The 22,729-nt window shown below is 65.8% G+C and carries 24 protein-coding genes; 10 read left to right on the top strand and 14 right to left on the bottom strand.

Annotated elements, in window-relative coordinates; translation table 11 throughout:
- Positions 1-19: 19 nt before the first annotated feature.
- Positions 20-2,212 (bottom strand): TonB-dependent receptor, encoded by a 2,193-nt coding sequence (locus ACVWYO_RS18590; RefSeq protein ID WP_457353318.1) that lies wholly within the window; start codon positions 2,210-2,212, stop codon positions 20-22.
- Between the two features lie 376 nt (positions 2,213-2,588).
- Between ACVWYO_RS18590 and ACVWYO_RS18585 the strand changes: the two genes are divergently transcribed.
- The gene (locus ACVWYO_RS18585; protein WP_457353316.1) at positions 2,589-3,365 is read left to right on the top strand and encodes a cytochrome b; all 777 of its coding nucleotides are present in this window, start codon (positions 2,589-2,591) and stop codon (positions 3,363-3,365) included.
- 64 nt (positions 3,366-3,429) lie between these two features.
- Here ACVWYO_RS18585 and ACVWYO_RS18580 read toward each other — a convergent pair whose 3' ends face one another.
- Positions 3,430-4,212 carry a hypothetical protein gene (locus tag ACVWYO_RS18580; protein WP_457353314.1) on the bottom strand — a complete coding sequence of 261 codons (783 nt, stop codon included), beginning with the start codon at positions 4,210-4,212 and terminating at the stop codon, positions 3,430-3,432.
- 39 nt (positions 4,213-4,251) lie between these two features.
- A complete protein-coding gene (locus ACVWYO_RS18575; RefSeq protein WP_457353312.1) occupies positions 4,252-4,719 on the bottom strand; it encodes a helix-turn-helix domain-containing protein in 468 nt (155 codons plus the stop codon).
- 152 nt (positions 4,720-4,871) lie between these two features.
- Between ACVWYO_RS18575 and ACVWYO_RS18570 the strand changes: the two genes are divergently transcribed.
- Genes ACVWYO_RS18570 through ACVWYO_RS18560 form a run of 3 tightly spaced genes read left to right on the top strand, consistent with a single transcriptional unit; the run spans position 4,872 to position 7,746 of the window.
- On the top strand, positions 4,872-5,645 hold the full coding sequence (locus ACVWYO_RS18570) for a c-type cytochrome (protein WP_457353310.1): 774 nt from the start codon (positions 4,872-4,874) through the stop codon (positions 5,643-5,645).
- Positions 5,642-6,541: a peptidylprolyl isomerase gene (locus tag ACVWYO_RS18565; RefSeq protein ID WP_457353308.1), complete on the top strand. Its 900-nt coding sequence runs from the start codon at positions 5,642-5,644 to the stop codon at positions 6,539-6,541. The genes ACVWYO_RS18570 and ACVWYO_RS18565 overlap by 4 nt, the downstream gene beginning before the upstream one ends.
- A complete protein-coding gene (locus ACVWYO_RS18560; protein WP_457353306.1) occupies positions 6,541-7,746 on the top strand; it encodes a HupE/UreJ family protein in 1,206 nt (401 codons plus the stop codon). Before ACVWYO_RS18565 ends, ACVWYO_RS18560 begins: the two co-directional genes overlap by 1 nt.
- 70 nt (positions 7,747-7,816) lie before the next feature.
- Here the strand turns inward: ACVWYO_RS18560 and ACVWYO_RS18555 are convergent, their stop codons facing one another.
- Both ACVWYO_RS18555 and mhpA read right to left on the bottom strand, forming a co-directional pair.
- Positions 7,817-8,674 (bottom strand): acetoacetate decarboxylase family protein, encoded by an 858-nt coding sequence (locus ACVWYO_RS18555; protein ID WP_457353304.1) that lies wholly within the window; start codon positions 8,672-8,674, stop codon positions 7,817-7,819.
- Positions 8,675-8,787: 113 nt separating this feature from the next.
- Positions 8,788-10,284 (bottom strand): bifunctional 3-(3-hydroxy-phenyl)propionate/3-hydroxycinnamic acid hydroxylase MhpA, encoded by a 1,497-nt coding sequence (gene mhpA / locus ACVWYO_RS18550; protein ID WP_457353302.1) that lies wholly within the window; start codon positions 10,282-10,284, stop codon positions 8,788-8,790.
- A 268-nt stretch (positions 10,285-10,552) separates the two neighbouring features.
- On the opposite strand from mhpA, the gene ACVWYO_RS18545 reads away from it, so the two are divergent.
- Positions 10,553-11,227, top strand: coding sequence for a glutathione S-transferase family protein (locus tag ACVWYO_RS18545; RefSeq protein ID WP_457353300.1), 675 nt, complete (start codon positions 10,553-10,555; stop codon positions 11,225-11,227).
- Positions 11,228-11,282: 55 nt separating this feature from the next.
- On the opposite strand, the gene ACVWYO_RS18540 is transcribed toward ACVWYO_RS18545, so the two are convergent.
- The 9 genes from ACVWYO_RS18540 to ACVWYO_RS18500 all read right to left on the bottom strand — a co-directional run bounded on the left by ACVWYO_RS18540 (position 11,283) and on the right by ACVWYO_RS18500 (position 18,478).
- Positions 11,283-11,987: a TetR/AcrR family transcriptional regulator gene (locus ACVWYO_RS18540; RefSeq protein ID WP_457353298.1), complete on the bottom strand. Its 705-nt coding sequence runs from the start codon at positions 11,985-11,987 to the stop codon at positions 11,283-11,285.
- A gap of 108 nt (positions 11,988-12,095) precedes the next feature.
- Positions 12,096-12,608 carry a DUF6644 family protein gene (locus ACVWYO_RS18535; RefSeq protein WP_457353296.1) on the bottom strand — a complete coding sequence of 171 codons (513 nt, stop codon included), beginning with the start codon at positions 12,606-12,608 and terminating at the stop codon, positions 12,096-12,098.
- Between the two features lie 23 nt (positions 12,609-12,631).
- Complete coding sequence (locus tag ACVWYO_RS18530; protein WP_457353295.1) at positions 12,632-13,120, bottom strand: DUF6644 family protein; 489 nt, start codon at positions 13,118-13,120, stop codon at positions 12,632-12,634.
- Between the two features lie 132 nt (positions 13,121-13,252).
- Entirely contained in the window at positions 13,253-13,807 is a 555-nt protein-coding gene (locus ACVWYO_RS18525; protein WP_457353293.1) for a nuclear transport factor 2 family protein, read from the bottom strand.
- Between the two features lie 5 nt (positions 13,808-13,812).
- Complete coding sequence (locus ACVWYO_RS18520) at positions 13,813-14,769, bottom strand: hypothetical protein (protein WP_457353291.1); 957 nt, start codon at positions 14,767-14,769, stop codon at positions 13,813-13,815.
- A 32-nt stretch (positions 14,770-14,801) separates the two neighbouring features.
- Positions 14,802-15,530 carry a hypothetical protein gene (locus ACVWYO_RS18515; protein ID WP_457353289.1) on the bottom strand — a complete coding sequence of 243 codons (729 nt, stop codon included), beginning with the start codon at positions 15,528-15,530 and terminating at the stop codon, positions 14,802-14,804.
- 10 nt (positions 15,531-15,540) lie between these two features.
- Positions 15,541-15,939, bottom strand: a complete 399-nt coding sequence (locus ACVWYO_RS18510) for a DUF6152 family protein (RefSeq protein ID WP_457353288.1) — start codon at positions 15,937-15,939, stop codon at positions 15,541-15,543.
- Positions 15,940-16,098: 159 nt separating this feature from the next.
- Entirely contained in the window at positions 16,099-17,391 is a 1,293-nt protein-coding gene (locus ACVWYO_RS18505) for a hypothetical protein (protein ID WP_457353286.1), read from the bottom strand.
- Between the two features lie 175 nt (positions 17,392-17,566).
- Entirely contained in the window at positions 17,567-18,478 is a 912-nt protein-coding gene (locus tag ACVWYO_RS18500) for a fumarylacetoacetate hydrolase family protein (RefSeq protein ID WP_457353284.1), read from the bottom strand.
- A gap of 50 nt (positions 18,479-18,528) precedes the next feature.
- Between ACVWYO_RS18500 and ACVWYO_RS18495 the strand changes: the two genes are divergently transcribed.
- The 5 genes from ACVWYO_RS18495 to ACVWYO_RS18475 all read left to right on the top strand — a co-directional run bounded on the left by ACVWYO_RS18495 (position 18,529) and on the right by ACVWYO_RS18475 (position 22,712).
- A complete protein-coding gene (locus ACVWYO_RS18495; RefSeq protein ID WP_457348219.1) occupies positions 18,529-19,461 on the top strand; it encodes an IS5 family transposase in 933 nt (310 codons plus the stop codon).
- A 23-nt stretch (positions 19,462-19,484) separates the two neighbouring features.
- Entirely contained in the window at positions 19,485-19,907 is a 423-nt protein-coding gene (locus ACVWYO_RS18490) for a histidinol dehydrogenase (protein WP_457353282.1), read from the top strand.
- Positions 19,904-20,668 (top strand): SDR family NAD(P)-dependent oxidoreductase, encoded by a 765-nt coding sequence (locus ACVWYO_RS18485; RefSeq protein ID WP_457353280.1) that lies wholly within the window; start codon positions 19,904-19,906, stop codon positions 20,666-20,668. The genes ACVWYO_RS18490 and ACVWYO_RS18485 overlap by 4 nt, the downstream gene beginning before the upstream one ends.
- A 112-nt stretch (positions 20,669-20,780) precedes the next feature.
- Positions 20,781-21,980 (top strand): MFS transporter, encoded by a 1,200-nt coding sequence (locus ACVWYO_RS18480; protein ID WP_457353278.1) that lies wholly within the window; start codon positions 20,781-20,783, stop codon positions 21,978-21,980.
- A gap of 171 nt (positions 21,981-22,151) precedes the next feature.
- Entirely contained in the window at positions 22,152-22,712 is a 561-nt protein-coding gene (locus ACVWYO_RS18475) for a DUF1993 family protein (protein ID WP_457353276.1), read from the top strand.
- The last annotated feature ends 17 nt before the right edge of the window (positions 22,713-22,729 follow it).

Below are 22,729 nucleotides of genomic sequence, written 5' to 3'. Positions count from 1 at the left end.
GACGCCGTGCCGACATCGCCTAAAACGTCTTGGTCAGCGAGAAACGGGCGGAACGCGGTTCGAGCGGATGCTGCTGGAAGTCGGCGACCCCCTCGCTCGGCTCGCCCGGCAGGCGGCTGGTGTAATAATAATCGGCGGCTTCATCGCGGCTGTTGAACAGGTTGAAGATGCCCACGCCGATCTGCCAGCCGTGCGGCAGGGCATAGCCGATGTTGAGGTTCCACTCGCTATAGCCCTGGTCGATCGGATAGGCCTCGCCGTCGCTCAGATGATGCGTCCCGAGCCGACGCCATATGAGGCTGCCCGACCAGCCGCCGAGCTTGTCGACCAGAATGCCCGCCGAATAGATGAAGTTGGGCGCGTCGGCGATGTACGGCGCGGTGAGCCCATAAGCGGCGAGATCGGCGGTGCGATAGCGCGGCTTGGCAAAGGCGAGGTCGGCATTGAGTTCGAGCCAGCGGAACGGGTGGTATTGGCCAGAAACCTCCAGCCCCTTGCGTCGGCTCGGCGCCCCCGCTTCGTCCTGCCCGGTATCGGCATTGTAGCGCAGTTCCGAATCAAAATCCTGCTGGAACACCGCGAGCTGAAGCGACAGCCGCGGGATGATGTTCGAGCGAATCCCGATCTCGAAGCCCGTCGTCTGCGCGAGCAACGGTGTCGTCCCGCTTGCCAGCGGCGTGCCGACCGCGGGCACAGTGCCGTACACACCGCGCACATCGTTCGAATGGAATCCCCGGCCGTAGCTCGCATAGAGTTCGGTCTTGGCAAACGGCCCGATCGCCACGCTCGCCTTGGGCTGTGCCAGCCATTGGTGGCCACTCCCGCGCGTGCCGGTGACGAAGCTCACGTCGCTCGCGCGATAATATTCCTCGCGCAGGCCGACGATGGTGCGCAGCCACGGCGTCCAGTGCAGCGTGTTCTGCACGTACGGCGCGATGTCGAGCATGTGGACGCGGTCGGCGGTGCAATAGCCGTTGACCGCGGCATAGGTCAGGATCGGCGCATCGTCCTGCTGCAGGTTGCAATAGTCGAGCGTCGTAGTGCGGCCGCGCGTATGCTTGCGATCGACGAACGCGGTGTCGTAGCGCGCCTGAAGCCCGACCACCGTTTCACTCTGCAGCGTGCCGAAGCGGTTCTGGAAGGTATAGGCCGCGGTCCCGCCGAAGGTGTTGCGATCCTCGCTCTGCGACGCCTGATCGCCATTCACGGGATCATAGAGATAGTGGGTGAAGTTGTTCCACAGCGTCATCGTGCTGTGGATCGCATAGAGGCTGACCGCGAGCTGCCCGGCACCGACTGGTTTGTCGAGGTGCGCCGACAGGCTGTAGCGCAACGACTCGCTGTGGTCGGAGGGGTCGAGCGTGCCGAAGCGATCGATCAGCCCCGCCTCGATCGCGCGCAGCGGCTGATCGGTGATGAGGCCACCCCCGCTCTGGTAGAACATTCCCGTCACACTCAGGCCGTCGGTTGCATTGCCCTGACTGTAGCGCAGCGTCGCGTTCGCCTTCTTGAAGTCCTGCGCGGGCTGCCATGGGCCATCGTAATGCGCGAGGTCGATCGCGGCGAGCAACCGGCGGTCTTCGCCGAGGCGCACCGTGCCGCCGCCGAACAGCTCCTGATACCCATCGGTGCCAACGGTCACCCGCGCCTGGTTCGGGATCTCGTTGGCGATGCGCGTGTGCGCCGAGGCGACCGAGCCGAAATCGCCGATCCCGGCATAATAGGGCCCCTTGGTATAATCGATCGCGCTGACGATCTGCGGGATCAGGAAATTAAGGTCGGAATAGCCCTGCCCGTGCGTGTTGCTCGGCCGGTTGACGGGCATGTCGTCGACGAAGCTCGCGAAATCGGTGCCGTGGTCGAGATTATAGCCGCGGATCAGATATTGCTGCGCCTTGCCCTCGCCCGAATGGATCGTGACCACCAACCCGGGAATGCTCTCGAACAGCTGTCCCGGACGGTATATCGGGCGCAGCGCGACTTCCTTCGCGGTGATCGTCCCCTGGCTGGCGGTCGCCGCGCGGCCGAGCAGATCGAGCCGCGAGGCGGTGACGATGATATCGGTGTTCTGCGGAGGCGGCGTGGCGCGATCGGGCGGCTCCACGGCCGATGGTCCGCCCGCAGCAGCCGTCGCAGGATCGACGATCGACGGCGATGCGGCGCGATCCCCGGCCCCCGCCGCCGATTGGGCGAATGCGGAACACGGGTCCATCAGGTACAATCCGGCTACCGATGCCAGCAGCAATGCGCGTCCTATCAAGTCCATCCCTCTCGGCGTCTTTGTTCTCGAGCAAGAGGCTAGCGCGGTGGCGGCGATCGCCAAGTTATCAACGGTCTAAGGTACGTTACCGAACCGTACGCGTCCGTTACCGTGGCTCCAATACCGCTCGCGTAACGATGTCAATGACGGCGCCGACGTCCGTTCAACCCGCGCGGACGCAACGCTCGCGACCGCCCAGCGTGCAGGACGATACAACTGACCGCATAGTGCAAATATGACTATCCATTCATCGGCGGCGCGGTATATTCGCGGACGTCCACCACGATCGTGCCGTGCGTGCAGAAACGGCAGAACCCAGGGAGAGCATATGGTCGCGATAGCCGCCGACGACGATCGGCAATACAGCAGCGTGCAGATCGGCGATCACGCCCGCTACACGCGGGTGGCGATGTGGCTCCATTGGGCGATCGCCGCTTTCATCCTCTATAACCTTATCAGCGGCCTGCTCATCTGGGACGTGGCGAAGGATTTCTTCAAGGCGCACCGCGCGTTTTACGGTTTCGGCATCACGACGCACCTGTCGGCGGGCATGACCGTGCTCGCGCTGAGTGTCGTGCGGATCGTCTGGCGCCTGACGCACGAGCCGCCGGCCTATTCGGCGGGCATGAAGCCGGTGGAGCGCCATGCCTCGCATGTCGTCCATTTCCTGCTCTACACCGCGATGGTCGTGATGCCGCTCCTGGGATGGGCGATCCTGTCCGCGCATCCGCCTGCCGGCTCGCCGGGCTCAAAGGTCGCCAAGCTGCCGATGGCGGCGTCACCGATGGCGCGTCCCGCGGGCGGCGCAGCGCCAGCAGGCCCGGGTGGCCCCGGCGGACCGCCGGCGCGTATGGGGCCTCCCGGTATCTGGTGGATCGTGCCGCTGCCGATGATCACGCCGATCACCAATATCGGGTTCGAGCCGGGCGGCGTCAAACCGCAGCACGAACTGCATGAGCAGTTTACCGAATGGCACAAGATCGGGGGGTATCTGATGATCGTGCTGCTGCTGGCGCATATCGCCGGCGCGCTCAAACATCAGATCATCGACAAGGAGCCCCAGTTCCAGCGCATGGGGGCCGGCCGGCGCCGACCGCTGGTCTGAGAGCTAGCGAGCAACCGCGAAGGCCGTCGGCACCGCGCCGGCGGCCTTTCGCTTGCGGGGCGGCTCACTCGCCGGAGCGGTCGGGTTGCCAGATCTTGTCGGCATGGATCGGGCGGACCAGCACCAGCGAACTGCCGAGGTTGAGATTGCCGAGCGTGCGCACCTCGAACAGCGCCTCGAACGCGCCGCCGCCGCTGCGGGCATCGATCGTATCGAGTTGCTGCTTGTCGACCGAGACTTCGGCCATCTGCGCCACCGCGGCATCGCGCGTTCCCGCGACGATGATGATCCGATTGCCAGCCGGACCGGGCAAACTGGCGAGATAGCCATAGTCGCGCTGCGGCACCTTGCCGTCCGCCACCAGCCCCCAATCCGACTTGAAATGACGACCGCTGGCCTTGTCGATCAGCTCGTCATAGTTCGCGCCGATCTTGAAGCCAGAGGCGCGGAACAGCGGCGCCTGCAGCGGGCCCAAGCCGCTGAGAAAGCCGACATAGACGACATTGACGGTCTTGAAGAGATCGGCTTCGAGCGTCGATATGGTCGCGATCCGCGGGCGGATCCCGCTCGACGCCGCCGCCGCATCGACGATCGGCAACAGGCTGCCCAAAGCGGGACCGCTGGCGGTCGGCAGATAATGCAGGTTGAGATCGATGTAGCGCCCCATCTCCTCCGGGTGACTCATCAGATGCGCGTCGAGCTCCTCACGCGAATTGATCGAGAAATCGCGCACCAGCTGCGACACCGTGATGCCGTCACCGGCGTCGCCGAAGATATAATAGTCACCCAGCGCGATCGCGGTCGGCCGCTTGTTCTGCGCCAGCGGCTGCCACAATTTGTTGAGCACCGGGCGGACTTCGGAGGGAAGCCGGTCGATGAAATAGACCTAGGTCGCGGCATTGACCGCCAGCAGCGCAACCACCGCCACGCCGATCCACGCGCGGCGCTTCGTCCGTCTCGGCTCGGGCGCGGCGATCACAGGCTGATCCGGCACCGCGGCCGGTTCCGGCACGGCGATCCCCGGCTCGGCGAGCACCAGATGATATTCGCCGAGCGGGATCGATATCCGATTGGCGGCCAGCGGCGCGGCGCGATAATGCTCCTCCAGCTTGCGCCGCAGCCGGTGGATGTAGACCCGCACCGAGGCATCGAGCATCATGTCGAAATCGGTCGTCTTGTTGAAGACTTCCTGCGCGATCTCGATTTCCTTGGGGATGCGGCCGGCCAGCGAACGCTCGAGCAGGAAATCGAACAGCCGGATCAACGGCTCCGAGCGGCCGAGGCTGCCGCTGTCGCGGATCGACGCGGCTTCGGCGGCCAGGCGCTCGCGATATTCGGTCGGGTCGGGTTTCATGAAATCTTGCAGTCAATCAACCAAGGGAAGGATCGCGCGCACACCACCATAGTTCCTCGCCGTTCGATCCTACGCGGCGTAACGCCAGCCGCAACATGTACGTTACCGTTCGCTGCTGGACCCGCAAAATGCGATCGGTCAAGCGAACAGCCATGATCGGCCACCGAAATTTCATCGCCGGCGTCATAGCGCGACCGCGGACCTGGGGGCTGATCGTCTTCCTGTGCGCAACGGCCTTGCTGGCAACGCTGATCGTGCGGGCGCAAAGCACGGCAAGCGTCGTTCGCGCCGACCCCGATGCGATCCTTGCCGACCCCCAGCTCCGCAGCGCCGCGCTCGCCGCTGGCAAGCCCGTCTACGTCCAATATTGCGCCGCGTGTCACGGCGCGACCGGCAAGGGCGACACGACGCTCGGCGCGCCCGACCTGACCGACGACGACCATCTCTACGGCACCGGGACGGTCGCGCAGATCGAGGATATCGCGCGCTACGGGATCCGCGCGGGCAACAAGCATGGCTGGAACCTCGCGGTGATGCCGGCCTATGCGCAAAAGATCCCCGACGCGGCCGAGCCGTTGCCGCCGCAGACCCCGGCGCAGATCGAGGGTCTGACCCAGTTCCTGCTCAACTTCACCGGGCGCGCGACCGATCAGGCGGCGGTGGCACGCGGGCGCGACGCCTACACCACAGCCGGCTGCTGGGACTGCCATGGCCGCGACCTGGCCGGCGACATCGCGATCGGCGCCCCCGCGCTGACCGACACCGTATGGATCTACGGCGGCAGCCCCGAGGCCATTCGCCGCACGCTGACGCGCGGTCGCGCCGGGGTCAGCCCGGCCTTCGCCCACACGCTCAGCGCGGCGCAATTGCGCAGTGTCGCGGTCTACGTCGCCGCGCTGGCGCCCCATCGACAGGACAGGAAATGATCGAGCAAGCCTCGCCCCCGCCGGCGTTCGACGGGCCGCTCCGCGACATACGCCAGCCGGTAAGCCGCCGCTCGATCCTGCTCGCCGCGACCGGTGCGCTGATCGGGCTGGCGCTCGCCGGCTTCGGGCTCTTCACCGCGCAGGGGACGCGCACCGCGTCGGTCCCGGCCGAGGATGCCGCGCTGGTCAACAATGTGCCGGTGCTGCGCGCCGACCTGATCGCGCAGGCGACCGCGCTCTACACCCTGCCCTACGGGCAGATCACGCAGGCGCAGAAGCAGAAGGTGCTCGACGGCATGATCCGCGAGGAGCTGTACGTTCAGCGCGGCGTCGAGATGGGGCTGCCCAATGACGACATCGATGTCCGCCAGGCGCTCGTCCAGGCGACCGAAGGACAGATCGCGCAGGACGCGATGACCGCCAAGCCGTCGGAGGCGGAACTCGCCGCGTGGTACGCCGCGCATCGCGGGCACTATGCGAGCGAAGGCATGATGACGCTCCACGAATGGCTGCTACCGCGCGGCGCCGATGGCGCGAAGGTCGTGGCGGCGTTGCGGAGCGGTGCGGCGCCCACAACACTCGGCCTCAAGACGACGGGTCGCGTCGATGACGGCGAGGAGTTCTACTTCGCCGCCGAGGAACATCTCGGAAAACAGATCTTCGCGGTCGCGCGGCGGCTCGCCGATGCGGCAGTGTCCGATCCGATCGCCGCGCCCGATGGGCTGCATATCGTGCAGATGGTCAAGAACACGCAGCCGATCGCCACGCCGTACGCCGATGCGCGCGATCAGGTGCTGCGCGACTTCCTCGCCGACAAGGTCACGCGGTTGCAGGAGGGCAACAAGCGATTCCTCAAGAAACGCGCCGACATCAAGATCGCCACGGACCTGCGATGATGGCGCGCAGGATCGGCCGGTTCCTGGCGCTGGCGGCGGCGTTCCTGGCGTTCGCGACCGCGGCGGATGCGCATACGCGCTCCGAGTCGCATACGACCTGGCTGGTCGATGGCAGTTCGGTCCACCTCACCTTTTCGATCTCCGACCTCGAGGCGCGCCGCCTGACGCCCGACCGCCGGCCGCCCAACAATCCGCAACTGATCGCCTATCTGGTGCCGAGGCTCGGCGCGTCCGCCGACGGCAAGGTGTGCAAGCTCGCGGGCAAGCCTCGCCCGGTCGCCGCGGTCACCGGCTATCGCCGCGTCGAGTTCCTGTTCGACTGCCCCTCGACCGAGGGGATCGTGCTGCGCGACTCCGCTTTCTTCGAACTGGTGCCGACGCATGTGAATTTGGCGCAGATCCAGACGGTCAAGGGCGACTTCGCCGAAGAAGTCCTCACCGCCGACGCCCAGACGATCGACATGAGCAAGGCAAAGGGCGGCGAGATCGAGGGGGCTGGCCTGCTCACCTTCGTCAAGATGGGCATCATGCACATCTTCACCGGCATCGATCATATGAGCTTCCTGCTCGGGCTGGTGCTGATCTCGCGCCGCTTCAAGGACCTGATCTTCGTCATCACCGGGTTCACCATCGGCCACAGCCTCACGCTCGCGCTCGCCGTGACGGGGGTGATCCGCCCGCATGCCGAATTCATCGATGCGTTGGTCGCACTCACGATCGCGCTGATCGGCGTGGAGAATCTGGCGGTGCAGGTGCAGCGGCCCAAGCTGTTCGCGCTGTGGACCGCAGGCGTGCTGTTCGCGATGGCGGGGCTCAAGCTGGTCGGGATCGGGCTGTTGCCGTTCACGCTGCTGCTCGGCGCCGGGCTGTTCGCGTCGAACTATCTGATGGTCGCGGGCTATGTCCGCGACGCCGGGCGGCTGCGGCTCGTCATCACGCTGATCTTCGGGCTGATCCATGGCTTCGGCTTCGCGGCCGATCTGCTCAACGAAGCGATCCCGCCGGCCAAGCTCGCCGAACTGCTCGTCGGCTTCAATCTCGGGGTCGAGGCAGAGCAGCTGACCGTGGTGACGGTGTTGGTGGGAATCGTCACCGTGCTGCGCCGCCTCAAGCTCGCGCTGCCGCGGCCGATCGTGGTCGATGTCGGCGCGTCGGGGCTGATCCTGATCGGCATGTACTGGTTCATCAGCCGCAGCTTTGGATGACGCGCACGAAAAAGCCGCCCGCGCTTTACGGCGCGGGCGGCTTCTAGTGTCAGCGATGGCGGCTCGCCGATCAGGCCGGCTCGACCACACGATGCGAGTTCATCGCGACCCCGATGCCGGGCCCGGTGAACTGCACCATTTCCGCATCGACATATTCGAGCAAGTCGAGATCGGCGATGCCATTCACGATCTTGAACGACAGCGGCAGCTGTTCGAACGTGGCAGGGTGCCAGTTGAGCGCGCCCTTCCCCGTCCAGCGGCGGAATTCGAAATCGTCGAAATTGATGTTCACGAGCGCACCGCCGCTGCCAGCCGGCGCAGCCGAGGTGGTGACATGGGCAATGTCGGCGCCTTCGCGCCCGCCTGGGCTCGTGCGCGGGAAGTACTTATAATACATCTGCGCACCGCCATCCGATCCGGGCAGCTGCTTCTTGGGGTTCTGCTCCTCGACAAGATCCGACAAGGTGATGTCGAAGAAGGTGTGGTCGTACCACCCCGCATCGCAGCTCGCGCGACCCGCCGCTTCATCCCAGGCGATGTCGCTGAAGTTCGCGAACATCTTGGGGAAGCCGAGCTCTTCGCGACCGGTCATGATCGCGTCGGGCAGGCCCTCCCAGATGATCGGGCACAAGGCGCCGTCGAGCTGCTCGGTCTTGCCCTGATAGCTGACCGGGAAATCGACCGAGAGGATGCCGTAGCCGCGGCGGGCGAGCCAATAGAGATCCTTGAACCACGCGCAGCTGACCGACACGATCGGATCGCCGCGCAGGCTGAAACCGGCGGGGAGCAGCTTCTCGAGCTTCGCCGGATCGGTGCGATAGCTGAGCTTCATCCATTGCGCCGTCATCCGGCCGGCTTCCTCGGCGGTCCACATCCGGATGTCGGGATGCTGGCGCGGGCCGGGGGCAGGACCGAACATGATCGGCATACGATAACGCGAACCAGGGTTAGGGATGAAAGGCATCGTTTTACTCCAGTGGAAACACGGTTGGTTAGGTCGAGTGGTCAGGGCGGGCGGTGCCCGAAGCACCGCCCGCAGGGTCAGGTCAGCGCTTGGTCACGCTGCACACCCGATCGTTCTTTCTCGCGCCACAGCGCCTGCAGCTCGGCGGGATCGCCCGTCCCGAAGATGTGGCGATCGGGTCGGATGAGCACGGCCTCGGTCCCGGCCGCCTCGAACCATTGCTCGAGCGGCTCGCTGAAATCGGCCAGCTGAGGCGATGCCAGATCGAGCGTGCGAACCTGCGATGGGGCGTCGTCGCCGGACGAGCGCCGGATCAGCACGGCATCCAGTTCGAACAGCGTATCGAGGTGCGTGCCATCGGCCGCGACCGGCTGCGGGAACAGCGCCCCCGCAAACGGCGAATCGGTCAGATGCCCGCCGACGAGGTCGGGATAGGCGACCGACACGTCCTGCGCGCCCGACGCCTTGCGCGCGAGCATGTCGCGATCGCGCGCCGCGGCGCCATGTTCGTCGAGCATGCAGACGATCTGCCCCATCGCGACCGCGGTCGCGATGATCGCGCGAACGTGTGGCTCGCGTTCCTGCTGATAGCTGTCGAGGATCGTCTCCGCCGCCTCGCCGCGCACGATCGCGGCGATCTTCCACGCGAGATTGGCGGCGTCGCGGATGCCCGAACACATGCCCTGACCCGCAAACGGCGGCATCTGGTGCGCCGCATCGCCGGCGAGCAGCACGCGGCCCTGCCGCCACTCCTCGGCGACGAGGGCATGGAACCGGTAGACCGCCTTGCGTTCGATCTGCACGCGGTCGCCGCATTTCCACGGCGCGAGCAGTTCCTGGATCATCGCGTCGTCCAGCATCTCCTCGGGCGTTTCGCCAGGCTTGAGCATGAACTCCCAGCGGAAGCGCTTGCCGCTCATCGCGAGGTGCGTGACCGGGCGCCGCGGATCGCAGATCTGCTGGCACAGCACCGGCAGGTCGGCGCAATCCTCGATGATCGTGTCGAGCACCAGCCACGGCTCGTCGAACTTATAGTCGTCGAGCTTGATGCCAAGCGCTTCGCGAACCGGGCTCCACGAGCCATCGCAGCCGATCACGTAGCGCGCGCGAATTTGCCGTGCCCCGGCCTCGTCGCGGACATTGACCGTGACCCCGGCCGAATCCTGCACGAGCCCCTCGAACGCTACGCCGAGATCGAGTCGCACCCCGAGTTCGCCCAGCCGATCGCGCAGCACTTGTTCGACGCCGGGCTGGTGGAGCGCATAGGTTTCCGCCCAGCCGAAGCGACCCACCGGCAGGACCGGAAAATCGAGCAGCACTTCGCCGCCGGCGGTGAGAAACTGGTAGCGCTCGGGCACGCGACACAAGGGCGCGATCCGCTCGGCGACGCCGATCATCTGGAAAATCCGCATGATCTCATGATCGAACACTGCCGCGCGCGGCAACGGGAAGAGCGTCGGCGAGCGATCGATCGCGATCACCGAGAGCCCATGCACATGCGCGAGCGCGGCAAGCGCGTCACCAACCGGCCCCAGCCCAACGACCAGCACGTCACAGTCGAACCCGTCGCTCATGCGCCAACGCCCATCAAAGGCCGCGTCGATCTGGCACCGACACGCGCTTTGCGCTCACGCCGTGGGCGCGAGCCAATCGTCCTGTCCTGCATTATCCTCTCCACTGATAAACTTGTACTAGACAGTCATGTTTAGACGACTTAGTCAACTAAAATGCAGATGCAAGGCGGAATTGAATCGCGCTGCGAACCGGTCGAGCGACCTGGATCGGCGCGGCGCTTTTCGGCGCTGCCAGGCAGCTGCGACAAGCAAACGTTGGAGAGAGATGATGACCGCGACGCAGCCCGAGCTGACCCTGTTTCACACGCCAGGCGCCTGCTCACGCGTAACGCTGAACGCGTTGGAAGAGCTGGGGCTCGCGTTCGACGATCGCCCGGTCGACATCTTCAAGGGCGCGCAGTTCAGCCCCGATTATCGCGCGGTCAATCCCAAGGCGAAGGTGCCGGCGCTGGTGATTGGGGGCGAGTTGCTCACCGAGACCCCGGCGATCATCCTCTGGCTGAGCGAACGGGTTCCGGACGAAACCCTGCTCCCTGGTCCGACCCCGCTCGCACGCGCCCAGGCGTTTGCCGATCTGGTCTGGTGCTCCAACACGTTGCACCCGCTCGCGCGCACGATCCGCATGCCGAACCGCGCGACAACCGGCGATCCCGCGCCGGTTCGCGAGTCTGCGATCGCCGCGATGACCCCGCTGCTCGCCTCGATCGACGCCCGGCTCGCGCAGCAACCGTGGTGGTTCGGCGATCGCTGGTCGATCGTCGATGTCTATCTGTCGTGGGTGCTCGGCATGTGCGAGGGCGGCGTCGATACGGGCCAATTCCCGGCGCTTGTCGCGCATCGTAACGCGGTGCGGGCGCGCCCGAGCTTCGAGCGCGCGCTCGAACGCGAGACGCGCGCGCTTGCCGCCGCCGGGATCGAATTGCCAGGCGGGGGCCGCTTGTAACGCGGAGGAACGCTGTGCAGGGCGGAGTCATCCGCCCTGCACACTGTCGATGCGCCTATTCGAGCGTCGCGCGCGCTGCGGCCTTTGCCGCGATCCCCGCGCTCTCGCTATTGACCCCGAGGGCTTTGAGCACACCGGCCATCAGCGGGATCATCTTGGCGATAAGCCGTTTCACCGACTTTTTCCGGTCGATCGAATCCTGCAGCATGACCAGCGTTGCACCGACCACGAGCAGCGTTGCGGAGTCGGCGGGGATCCCCTTGAAGTGCCCCGTCTCCATCCCCTCGATCACGATCTCGCGCGCTTTCACGTTGAGCGGCGCCTTGTCTTCGAGCAGCTCGGGCGACAGCTTGAGCAGCGCGGACACGCTCTCCGGGTGATCCATCGCAAACCGCAGGATCACGAACGAGCCGCGCACGAGCCGCTCGGGCGGGGCGATCCCGTCGTCGATCGCTGCATCGAGCAGTTCGGCGACATGGCTGCGCACCATCCGGAACAGTTCGTCGGCCAGAGCCTCCTTGCTGTCGAAATGATTGTAGAGGCTGCCCTTGGCGACCTCGGCCTCCTTGGCGATGTCGTCGATGCTCACGCCGTCGATCGACCGCTCGGCGAACAATCGCTGCGCCGCCTCAAGCAACGCGAGGCGGGTTCGAGTAGCGCGGCGGTCGGACTTTTCGCCAGGATTACGCGCCGTTTCGAGCTGGCCCAACAGCGACTGCGGGGGTTTCGAGCTTTCCGTCAGTCGAGGTCGAACCGCCATTCCAAATCCAATCTCATCTTGGCGGCACGCGCGCCATGACCGTTCCGACCATCCATCGCCAAAGTGACCGAACCGTTCAACTGATTTTGCACACTTCTGGAGACCGGCTCAAACGAGAGGATAGGCATAGCCGATCCATCGGCCGAGGAAGATGATGAGAATCCACAGCGATAGCGACGTCAGTCCAGAGACCCGAACCATCACCGGGGTGGGCAGACGATCATCCCAATCGACGATCTTGCGATACGCAGTGACGTGGAAGATCGCCATGTTGATACCGGCGATCAGGATCGTCAGCAGCTTGAAGCGGAACGGCATGCTTTCATAATAGCCGGTGGCATTCGACAGGAAGAGCAGACCGCCGGAGATCACCGCGAGCACGAACGCGACCCAGGTAAAGGGCAACATGTCGACGATCAATTGGCGCGCGCCGCGCCGGTGCGCCGCCACCCCCATCAGCCGCAGATCGACGATCGCGATCGTGCCGACGACGACGACGATCATCAGCACATGGATGCTCTCGATCCACGGAAAGAGCGTTCCTCTCTCGCGGATCGCGGTTGCGATCGACGAGTCGTAAAGCGCCTGCATGAGGCCGCCACTGGCGCCTAGAGGTGGCATTCACAGTCTCCCAGATGATCGTATTATTGGTTGTACGCGATCCAGCGACCGCAGAAGATGATCGCGATCCAGATCGCCAGCGACGCCCAGGCGAGCGGCTTGACGAGCTTGGCCGCGCGGGCATGCTCGATGCGATATTCGGGGTGCAGGATCGGGTAGCGGAACAGCAGCGTCAGCGTGAAGCCGGTGAGCACCAGTGCCATCTTGATCCAGAACACCGAATTGGTCAGCACGCGGTTGGGCTCGCCCACCCCAAGCACCAGGCCCGACACCAGCAGCAGCGCCAATCCCGACCACATCCACGGCAAATGCCGCTTTACGACGCCGCGCGGGCTTTCGTCGGTCGCCAGAACGCCAGCCAGCCGAAGGTCCATCACAATTGCCGCGCCGACGACCGCGGCGATAGCGATGATGTGGATGCTCTGCACGGCCGGGATGATCCAGCTGACTTCGCGGATCTCGGTGCTGATCGCGGTGCCATACAGGCTCTGCGAGAATCTTTCGACGGACATGTCGGTAAATCCTTCGATTCGAAGCTGGTTGATTTCCCTGCGGAACAGACGATCCGCAGTCAGTAGCCGCTGCGATTGCGCGAAACCCGTAGCGAACGGTTCGGTCGCGCGCGGGGCCGCGTTACAGCCACGTTACCGCGGCGGCGCCGCGGCCGCGCCCGGCATTTGCGATGGGCCCAGTGCACCGGGCGGGGGCATCATCGGCGGGCCGCCGGGCGCACCGCCCTGCTGCACGTCCCAATGCTCGACCAGGCGCCCGCCGCGCAGCCGGAACATGTTGAAGATGTAGGAGAGCTTGGGCGCGCCCGCCCCCTCGGACGGCATGTCGCGCGCGGTGAGCAGCATCACGCGGTCGCCCTCGGCCATTACCGCGATCGTTCTGGACGGGGGCAGCTTCATCGCCGGCATCGTCTGGAACATCCGAACGAGCCGATCGCGCGGCGTGCCGGGCCCCGGCAGATTGGCAAAGGCCTCGGCGTGCTGGACATAGTCCGGGCTGATATAGCGCTCGGCGATGCCCTTGATCCGCGTGTTCATCGCGCCGGCGGCGCCGGCATCGTCCAACGCGCGGTAGAAATCGAGCACGACCTGCTTGTTGGCCGCCTCGCTCGGCAGGTCATGCGCCAGAGCGGGGGTGGCCACCGCCATCGCGATCAGGGCCAGCGCGGATGTAAGAAGCTGCCGCATGTCGATCAATCCTTCGGCTCGGGGACGAGGCCGGCGTCGCCGCGCACGCTCGGGTCGCCGACCTGCTCCTCGCAATTATATTCGGCGAAGACCGCCTGATGCGGCGCCCAGGCGAACGAGCGGATCATCGACCAGGGTGCGGTGTAATAGGTCGGATCGATCACCGTGGTGACGATCTCGAGAAACGGCACCGCGCCGCCATCGCTCACCTTGCGGATCCGCTGGACCAGCTTGCCGCTGGCCGATAACGGCGTTCCATCGACGTCGAGCCACAGCGCCTGCTTGAAGTCGCTCGTTTCAACGACGAGCGTGCCGCCGTCCCAATGCGCGACCGAGCGGCCCATGTACGGGGAACCTGCGGGCAACGGCGTGCGCGTGCCGTCGAGCGCGATGTGCCAGCGCCCGTGATATTCCTCGAAGATGAATTCGGCATAGTCGCGCGTCTGGATCACCTGGAACGGGAAGTTCAGATCGTGCTGCCACGGCGCACCCGGCGGCCGGCAGATCGCCGAGGCGTTGAGGAAGGGCTTGCCAACCTTGAGCGAATTGACGCGGCGCGACAGGACCTTCGCGCCCTCCATCGTGTACGGCAACAGCGCGCCGTACATGTCCTTCTGGTTGCGGAACTCGAGCGCCTTGTCATGCACCCACGTCCCCTGCAGGTCACGCGGATCGGCCGATGGCATCACCGCGTCCGCGGGCAGCGGAGGGCGTGGCGGGAGGCCGCCCGGGCCCGGCGGCGGCAAGGCCGCGACGATCTTCTGCGCGGGCGTCAGCTCGACCGGCGGCGGTGCCCCGGGCGGCGGACCACCCGACGCGCCGGGCGGAAGCTGCAGCCCCGGTGGCGGCCCCTGCGGCGCGCCCGGGGGCGGACCCGCCTGGCTCGACGCGAGCGTCGGCATGACGGTCAGCGTCACAGCGAGCGCCATCTGCCAGGTCGAGAACGGGATGCGGCGTGTCATTCGGGAGGTGCTCCGAATCTGAGGGGAACCGCTCATTTGGGAAAGGCGGGCTGGTGTGCGGCGACCCGATCGAGGCAGACATCTTCTGCGAAGATGGCGTCGGGCTGGCGCTTGTAGGTGACGACGGCGTCCCACGGCTTGCTGAAATACGCCGGATCCTCGATCGTGATGCGATCCTCGAGCGTATCGGAATCGGTCAAGCGGAACCGCTCGGTGACCTTGAGATCGAAGCCGTGCGGCACGAGATCGTCGATCAGCGTGCGGTCCGACCCGCCCTCCATCACCGAGACGAGCGTGTCGCCCTCCCAATGCCCCTTCGACTTGCCGGTCATCGTCGGGACGAGCCCCTGCCCCATCAGGTCGGGCTGCGGGGGTACGCCGACATTGATCTGCCGGATCGCGCGGTTCCATTCATAGTCGAAGGTCACCACGCCTTGACGGTACCAGATCTTGAACCGCATCGGCGTCAGCGCGAGGCGCGGCACCCCCGGGCTCGAACAGCGCGACAGCGTAATGTCATAGGCGTCGTACGTGCCTGCCGCCTTGAGCTTGCGGTTGGCGTCGTAATCCTTGCGCCCCTCCGCCGTAAACGGGATCGGCCCGGACAGCGGCTTCAGCGTGGCGCTCGGCGTGACGATCTTCCACACGCCTTCCAGATTGGGCGCGGCCGTCTGCGCGAGCCCTGCGCCGCTGCCGCCAAACGCCACGGCGGCCGCGATCGCCCCCAAGGCGAGACGGGTTATCTTGTGCTCGATGCCCATGTCGTGTCCCTCAAATGCCGCCGACGCGGGCGGCCTCGGTGTCCGAGAAGGATTTGCCGCTCGCCAGCGTGACGCTCGCCATCGCGCCGCCCGGCTGGCCGCCGGTATTGGGGTGATAGGTGACCTTGACCTTCTCGCCGCGCTTGAAGTCGCGCGGGGTGAGGCCCTGCTTGGCGAACATCAGCGGGCTGCCGCTGATGATCGACATCTCCTTCGCCTTGCCCTTTTCGAGATAGATCAGGACCATCGACGAGTGCGGCGCACCCCAGCGGAATTCCTTGAGCGTTCCGTCCGTCGCCAGCGTCCGGCTCATGTCATACGCGGCGAACGAGTGATGCGCGATCGCCGGCGCAACCGCGCCGCAGAGCGCCGCGATCGCCGCCAGCCTGGAAAAAGTACACGCTTTCATCACATCACTCCAAACGAACGGCGAGCAGTCAGGATCGCCCGGCCGCCCGCGGATGCGGATCGGCCGAACCGCCCGAGCCTCGGGCGCGCCACATTTCAAAGGGAAAGCTATTGATCCGCGGATCATCGAGTTAGATGAATGAATTCATCGCGGCGGCGGCTACGCGACCGCGCAATAGCCCGCGATCGGCCGCTGCATCACGTCGAACTTGGCCTGCGCCAGGCTTTCCGCAGCCGCGACATCGCCCGCCTGGATCGCCTTGAGGATCCGGCGATTGAGCGCGATCGTCTCGCCGAGATGCGGCGGCACGAGCGGTTCCTTGGAGACGAAGACGTTGGCGATCCCGAGCGAGCGCACGACGATCGCAAGCAGCGGATTACCGCTGAGGTCGAGCAGCAAATTCTCGACCAGCAGGACCTCGAGCGGCCCCACGTTCGACGATGGGGCGATCGGCGTGACCGACGCACGATCGCCGGCCTGCACGCGCCGCGCCGCAAGGACGGGCGCCGCACTGACCAGATTGGCGATCGATTCGCGCAGGTCGACCGCGACCGTCGCGCTTGCCACCAGACAGGGCGCCAGCAGGCGGATCGCCCCGGTGGGCGTCGTCGCGGGAGCAAGTTCGGCGCCCTTGCGGCCCTGTCGGCAGCGGATGATGCCGAAATCCTGCAGGATCCGCCGCGCCTGCCGCACCACGGAATCGGTATAGCCGAGACGCTCGGCGGTTTCCCATTCCGCCTCCTGCGCGCCGCCAAGGCCGCTGAGCTCGTGCGCCATCCGCGCCGCCAGCGCCATCGCCGACTTCCGCCCCGACAAGGAGAAGCTCCGTTCCGCGACGTCGAGCGCGATGGCCGGCGCGCCTTGCGCCACGACCCCTGCCAACGCGTCGAGCCGCTCGAACGCGCGCACCGGATCGGCATCGCGCACCGCAGCGTCGAGCGCCGCATCGCGCGCCGGCGCAGGCTGCCCTTCATGGACGCGCACCAGCATCTCGGCCAGTCGCGCCAACAAGCCCATGGTCGTATTGCCGGTCTGCTCGGCCAGATCGACGGCAAAGCCCCAGCCCGTCGCCGGTGCACCGCTCGGTACAATCCGCCGCTGGATCGCCGCATGGGCGATCATCCGCCACACCAGCAGCCGAAATTCGGCGACGCAGAGATGGGTCTGCCCGTCGAGCGCGAGATACATCAGCACCGCGCCCGCGACATCCTCGAGTGCGGGCGCCGCGACGAACAGACCGCCGCCCGGTCCGCGACGTACATCGAGCATCCCGCGCGCTTCGAGCATGGTGACCGCTTCGCGCGATGCCGGGCGTCCCAGGCCGAGTCGCTTCTGAACCGCCGGCAAGGCTCCGAGCGAGCGGCCGACCGGCCAGCCCTGCCGCAGCAGATCGAGCTCCATCCCGAACACCGCGCCTTGCGCGAGGCTGGCTGGAGCGACAGCACCGATCATGCAATCGCTGATGCGCTGCACGTCATCCGTGCCAGTCGTGGGGCGAGGCTTTGCCTGTATCACCGCTCGATATCCTCTCAGATCCGCTCACTCGGGCGAAGCGCCCACCGGCTCTAACGGCCGTGTATCCTTACACTTATTCTCTGCACCATTCAGTCATAGTTGGACAGTTCGGTCAGGAACTATCGCGCGCGATTTGCCTGCCGCGCGCGATAATTCTCGGTCGATCAAACTTCGTCGACGAACCGATTCTCGATCGCCCCCAACCGAACGACTTCCGTAACACATCGCCCGCTTTCATGAAGCGATCACCCGCGATGCCGACACCGGCTGGTGTCCCGGTTGCGATCAAATCCCCCGGCTCGAGCGTCATCACCTCCGACAGATAGGCGATCTGGTCATAGATGTTATAGATCATTTCGCCCGTCGAGGCGTTCTGCCGCTCCTCGCCGTTGAGCTCAAGCGTGATCGTCAGCGCATGCGGATCGGCGATCTCGTCGTCGGTGGTGATCCACGGGCCGATCGGGCCATGCGTGTCGAACGATTTGCCAAGCGTGAACGTCGGCGAGCGGAACTGCCAGTCGCGCGCCGTGACATCGTTGCAGACGAGATATCCGGCGATCACCGACCGCGCATCCTCGCGCGAGACGTGGCGGCAGCGCTTGCCGATGACGACACCCATCTCGGCTTCGTAATCGACCATGTCGGGGCCGGACTTGGGAACATCGACGTCCGCGAACGGACCGTTGATGCAGCTGACCTGCTTGTTGAACCAGATCTGCGTCTTGGGTGCGGTCTTGCCGGCGGCTTCGGCCTCGTCGACGTGCGACTGATAGTTCATGCCGATCGCGAGATATTTCAGCGGATCGGCAATCGGCGCCTCGAGCACCACGTCGGAGAGCGCGAACGACGGCGCGTCCACCGCGTCGATGGCGGCACGGGTCGAGTCGAGCTGCTGCAGCAGTACGCGCATCGAGTCCCCGGCGTCGGGGACCGCCGCGCTGATATCGACGACCGTCTCGCCGACGACCTTGCCGAGCCGCGTGCGGCCTTCAACGGTGAATCGCGCTAATTGGCTTTGTTGCAAAACTGATGGCGGGGATTCACGCAGGGAATCGAGCGGTATAGATAGGCGTAATGCCCAAACCTGCCGCACCTGTGTATCGTACGACGAACTGGCCTGAGTATAATGCGGCGCTGAAGCGGCGTGGGTCGCTGGAAATATGGTTTGATCCGGAGATGCACTGGCTTTCGAAGCCGTGTGGTCGCCCTGGTCGCCCGATGCGGTTTTCAGACAGCGCGATAGAGCTGTGCCTGACGCTGAAGACGCTGTTCAACCTGCCTTTGCGGCAAGTGACGGGGTTGGTTTCGAGCCTGATCAAAATGGCGGGGCTGGATTGGTCGGTGCCGGATTATACGACGCTGTGCCGACGGCAGAAGACGTTGAAGGTCAACCTCGGCGGGCGGATCAGCTCGGGCGGACTGCACCTGCTGGTCGACAGCACCGGGATCAAAATGACGGGAGAAGGCGAGTGGAAGACGCGCAAACACGGACCGTCCTACCGTCGCCAGTGGCGCAAGGTGCATCTCGGGATTGATGCTGGGACGCTGGATATCCGGGCCATTGAGGTCACGACGAATGCCATTGGTGACGCACCGACGCTGCCCGTTCTCCTGGCGCAAATTCCCGGAGACGAGCGGATACTCAGCGTCGGCGGAGATGGCGCTTATGATACCAGGGACTGCCATGCCGCTATTGCCGGGCGCGGTGCCGATGCGGTCATCCCGGTCCGCCGCAACGGGCAACCATGGGCAGAAGGCGGTCCCGGCGTCGATGCACGCAATGGAGCGCTACGCGCGACAAAGCGGCTTGGTCGCGCAATCTGGAAAAAGTGGAGCGGCTATCATCGCCGCAGTCTGGTCGAGACCAAAATGCACTGCTTCAAACTCCTGGGCCAGCGCGTTGTCGCCCGCACCTTCGATCGTCAGATTACCGAGCTCAAAGTCCGTGCTGCAATTCTCAATCGGTTCTCCGAAATAGGAACGCCGGTGACCGTCCGCATCCAATAACATCTTCAAGTAAAACGTCGGTCATGCTCTCGCGTAATTATGCAACAAAGCCCATCGCCGACGAGATCGCGTCCGAGCACGTCCAGGTGATGACGCACGACCCCGATTATTTCCTGCAGCACATGACCAATTACGGTGCGCTGTTCCTCGGTGCGCGCACCAACGTCGCCTATGGCGACAAGGTGATCGGCACCAATCACACGCTGCCGACCAAGAAGGCCGCGCGCTACACTGGCGGGCTGTGGGTCGGCAAGTTTCTCAAGACCTGTACCTATCAGCGCGTGCTGACCGACGAAGCCTCGGCGATGATCGGCGAATATTGCAGCCGGCTGTGCGCGCTCGAGGGGTTCGCCGGGCATGGCGAGCAGGCCAACATCCGCGTCCGGCGCTACGGCCACCGCAACATCCCCTATGCCGGGCAGGCCGAACCGCGCGAAGTCGCATGACACTGCCGCGCACGCCCAGCTTCCGGCTCGACGGCCGCCGCGCCCTGGTGACGGGCGCCGGCCGCGGGATCGGTCTGGCGTGCGGCGCGGCCTTGGCCGAGGCGGGCGCCGAGGTCGTGCTCGTCGCGCGCAGCGGCGTGGAAATCGCAGCAGCGGCGGTGCAGATCGTCGCAGCCGGCGGCATGGCGCGGGCGGTGACGCTCGACGTCGCCGACCTCGACGCAGTGCGGCGGTTTTGCGACGACCGCCCCGCGTTCGATGTGCTGGTCAACAACGCCGGCACCAACCGCCCGATGCCGATGACCGATGTCGCCGAGGCCGATTTCGATGCCGTGCTCGACCTCAACGTCAAGAGCAGCTTCTTCGTCGCGCAAGCGGTCGCGCGGCGCATGATCGACGAAGGGATCGCGGGGTCGCTCATCCATATGGGGTCGCAGATGGGCCATGTCGGCGGCATCAATCGGTCGCTCTATTGTGCCTCGAAATGGGCGCTCGAAGGGATGAGCAAGGCGTTCGCCCTTGACCTCGCGCGCCATCGGATCCGCTCGAACACGATCGCGCCGACCTTCATCGAGACGCCCCTCACCAAACCCTATTTCGAAGACGCCGCGTTCAAGGCGAGCGTGCTCGACAAGATCAAGCTCGGCCGCATCGGTCAGGTGACCGACCTGATGGGCGCGGTGGTATTCCTCGCCTCCGACGCGTCGGCGTTGATGACCGGAACGAGCCTGGTGGTCGATGGCGGCTGGACCGCGGACTGACCCGACCGCGAGGTCGCGGTGAATCTTTACACCTAACTCGCGTCTCCGGCCCGCCATAGCTTCGGGCCGGCGTCCGCACCCTTCGGCGGCGTCGCAGAAGGAAAGGCTATCGATGACCGTCGCGGAACGCCAAGCCGGCACGTTGCAGGGGGTATTGCTGCTCTTGCCGATCACGATGGCGGTGATGGGGCTGATCATCCTCGTGCCCGTGCTCCCCGGCATGACGGCGCATTTCCGCGACGTCCCCGGCGTCGACTATCTGATCCCGCTGATGCTGACCCTGCCCGCCTTGTGTGTCGCGCTGCTGTCGCCGGTTGCGGGCGTGGTCGTCGACTTCTTCGGTCGGCGGAAGACCTGCATCGGCGCGCTGGTGATCTATGCCGGGGTCGGCATCCTGCCGATCTTCCTGCAGAGCCTGATGGAGATCATCATCAGTCGCGTCGTGCTCGGCGCGATGGAAGCGCTGATCGTCATTTCGAGCACGACGCTGATCGCCGATTATTTCCACGGGCGCGAGCGCGAGAAGTGGCTCGCCAACCAGACCGCCGTCGCCTCGCTCGCGTCGATCTTCCTCGCCTTGCTCGGCGGCGCGCTCGGCAGCTTCGGCTGGCGCGCGGCGTTCGCGGCGTATGGCGTCAGCATCCTCTTCGCTGTCGCGTTGATGCTGTGGACCTGGGAGCCCAGCAAGAGCGACGAACCGCTCGAGGAAGCCCCCGTCCCGGGCGCGCGCTTCCCGTGGGCCACGATCGCGCCGATCTCGCTGCTCGCGATCTTCGGTGGGGCGATGTTCTTCACCATGCAGATCCAGGTGAGCAGCATGCTGAGCGAATATTATGACATCCGCTCACCTGGGGCGATCGGGCTGTACAGCGGCCTGGCCGGGCTGTCGGTCGCGGGCGGCACCTTGCTCTACCGCCAGGTCACCGCCCGGCTGATGATCCCGGTGCAGCTGCTGATCGCCTTCGCGCTGCTCGGCATTTCCTATGTCGCGATGAACCATGCGCCGACCGCGCAGCTCTTCACGGGCACGCTGATCGTCAACCAGATCGGCTCGGGCATGTTGCTGCCGGCGCTCGTCGTCTGGGCGATGGGCCGCCTGCCGTTCGAGGTGCGCGGCCGCGGGACCGGGCTGTTCATGAGCGGTTGGTGGCTCGGCCAGCCGCTCGGCAGCCAGGCGGTCGCGTTCATGCGCGGGCAGAACGGCGGCAATCTGCCTGCCACGCTGCAGATCCTCGGGGTCCTCTGCCTGATCGCCGCCGCCGTGGCGCTGGTCGGCGCGCTGCGCGGATCGCCGCGGCGCGAGCTTGCCTGATCCGGTCCACCGTGTCCGCCGCGACACGGTGGCCGCGTGCCAGCGCGACCGCGATGTCGTGGGCGGGAGGCACGGCGACAGCGATCGCAGATTTCGCCGCAAAGTTCGCTTGACGGCCATGCCTGCACCGGCTTGGGTCGCGCCTCCGCACCGCTACGGAAGCCAATGCTCATGACGCTGTCAGATCTCCTCGTCCCCACTTACGTGCAGATGCTCGGGGCGGTGTCGAATTGGCTCACCAAGGCCGAGACGCAGCGGCCGGACGGCGCCGCGGAGGCCCTTTTGGCCGCGCGGCTTTCGCCCGACATGTTTCCGCTCGCGACTCAGGTCCGTTTCGCCTGCCGTCAGGCACAGGAGGCGGTGTTCCGTCTGCTGGAACAGGACTTCCCCGCATCGTTGCAGACGCTGCTCGACGAGGGCCGAGACGCCGGCGCGCAGCCCGGCACCCTCGCCGACGCAAAGGCCCGGATCGCGGAGACGCTCGCGGTGGTCGCGGCTGCTGCGACGACCGGCATCACCATCGACGGTTCGGCGCCGATCGCACACGCGCTGCCAAACGGCATGACGCTCGATCTGACGGCCGAGCAATATGCCCGCGACTGGGCGCTGCCGCAGTTCTATTTCCATGTCGTGATGGCCTATGCGATCCTGCGCGCCGAGGGCATCGACCTCGGCAAGGCCGATTATGCTTCGCACATGTTCGCGTATATCCGCCCGCCCGCGGCGTCCTGACATCCGCGCCGGCCGGC

The organism is Sphingomonas sp. UYP23, assembly GCF_054059235.1.
The sequence above is the reverse complement of the archived record's forward strand: the minus strand, read 5'-3'. Positions and strand labels throughout refer to the sequence as shown.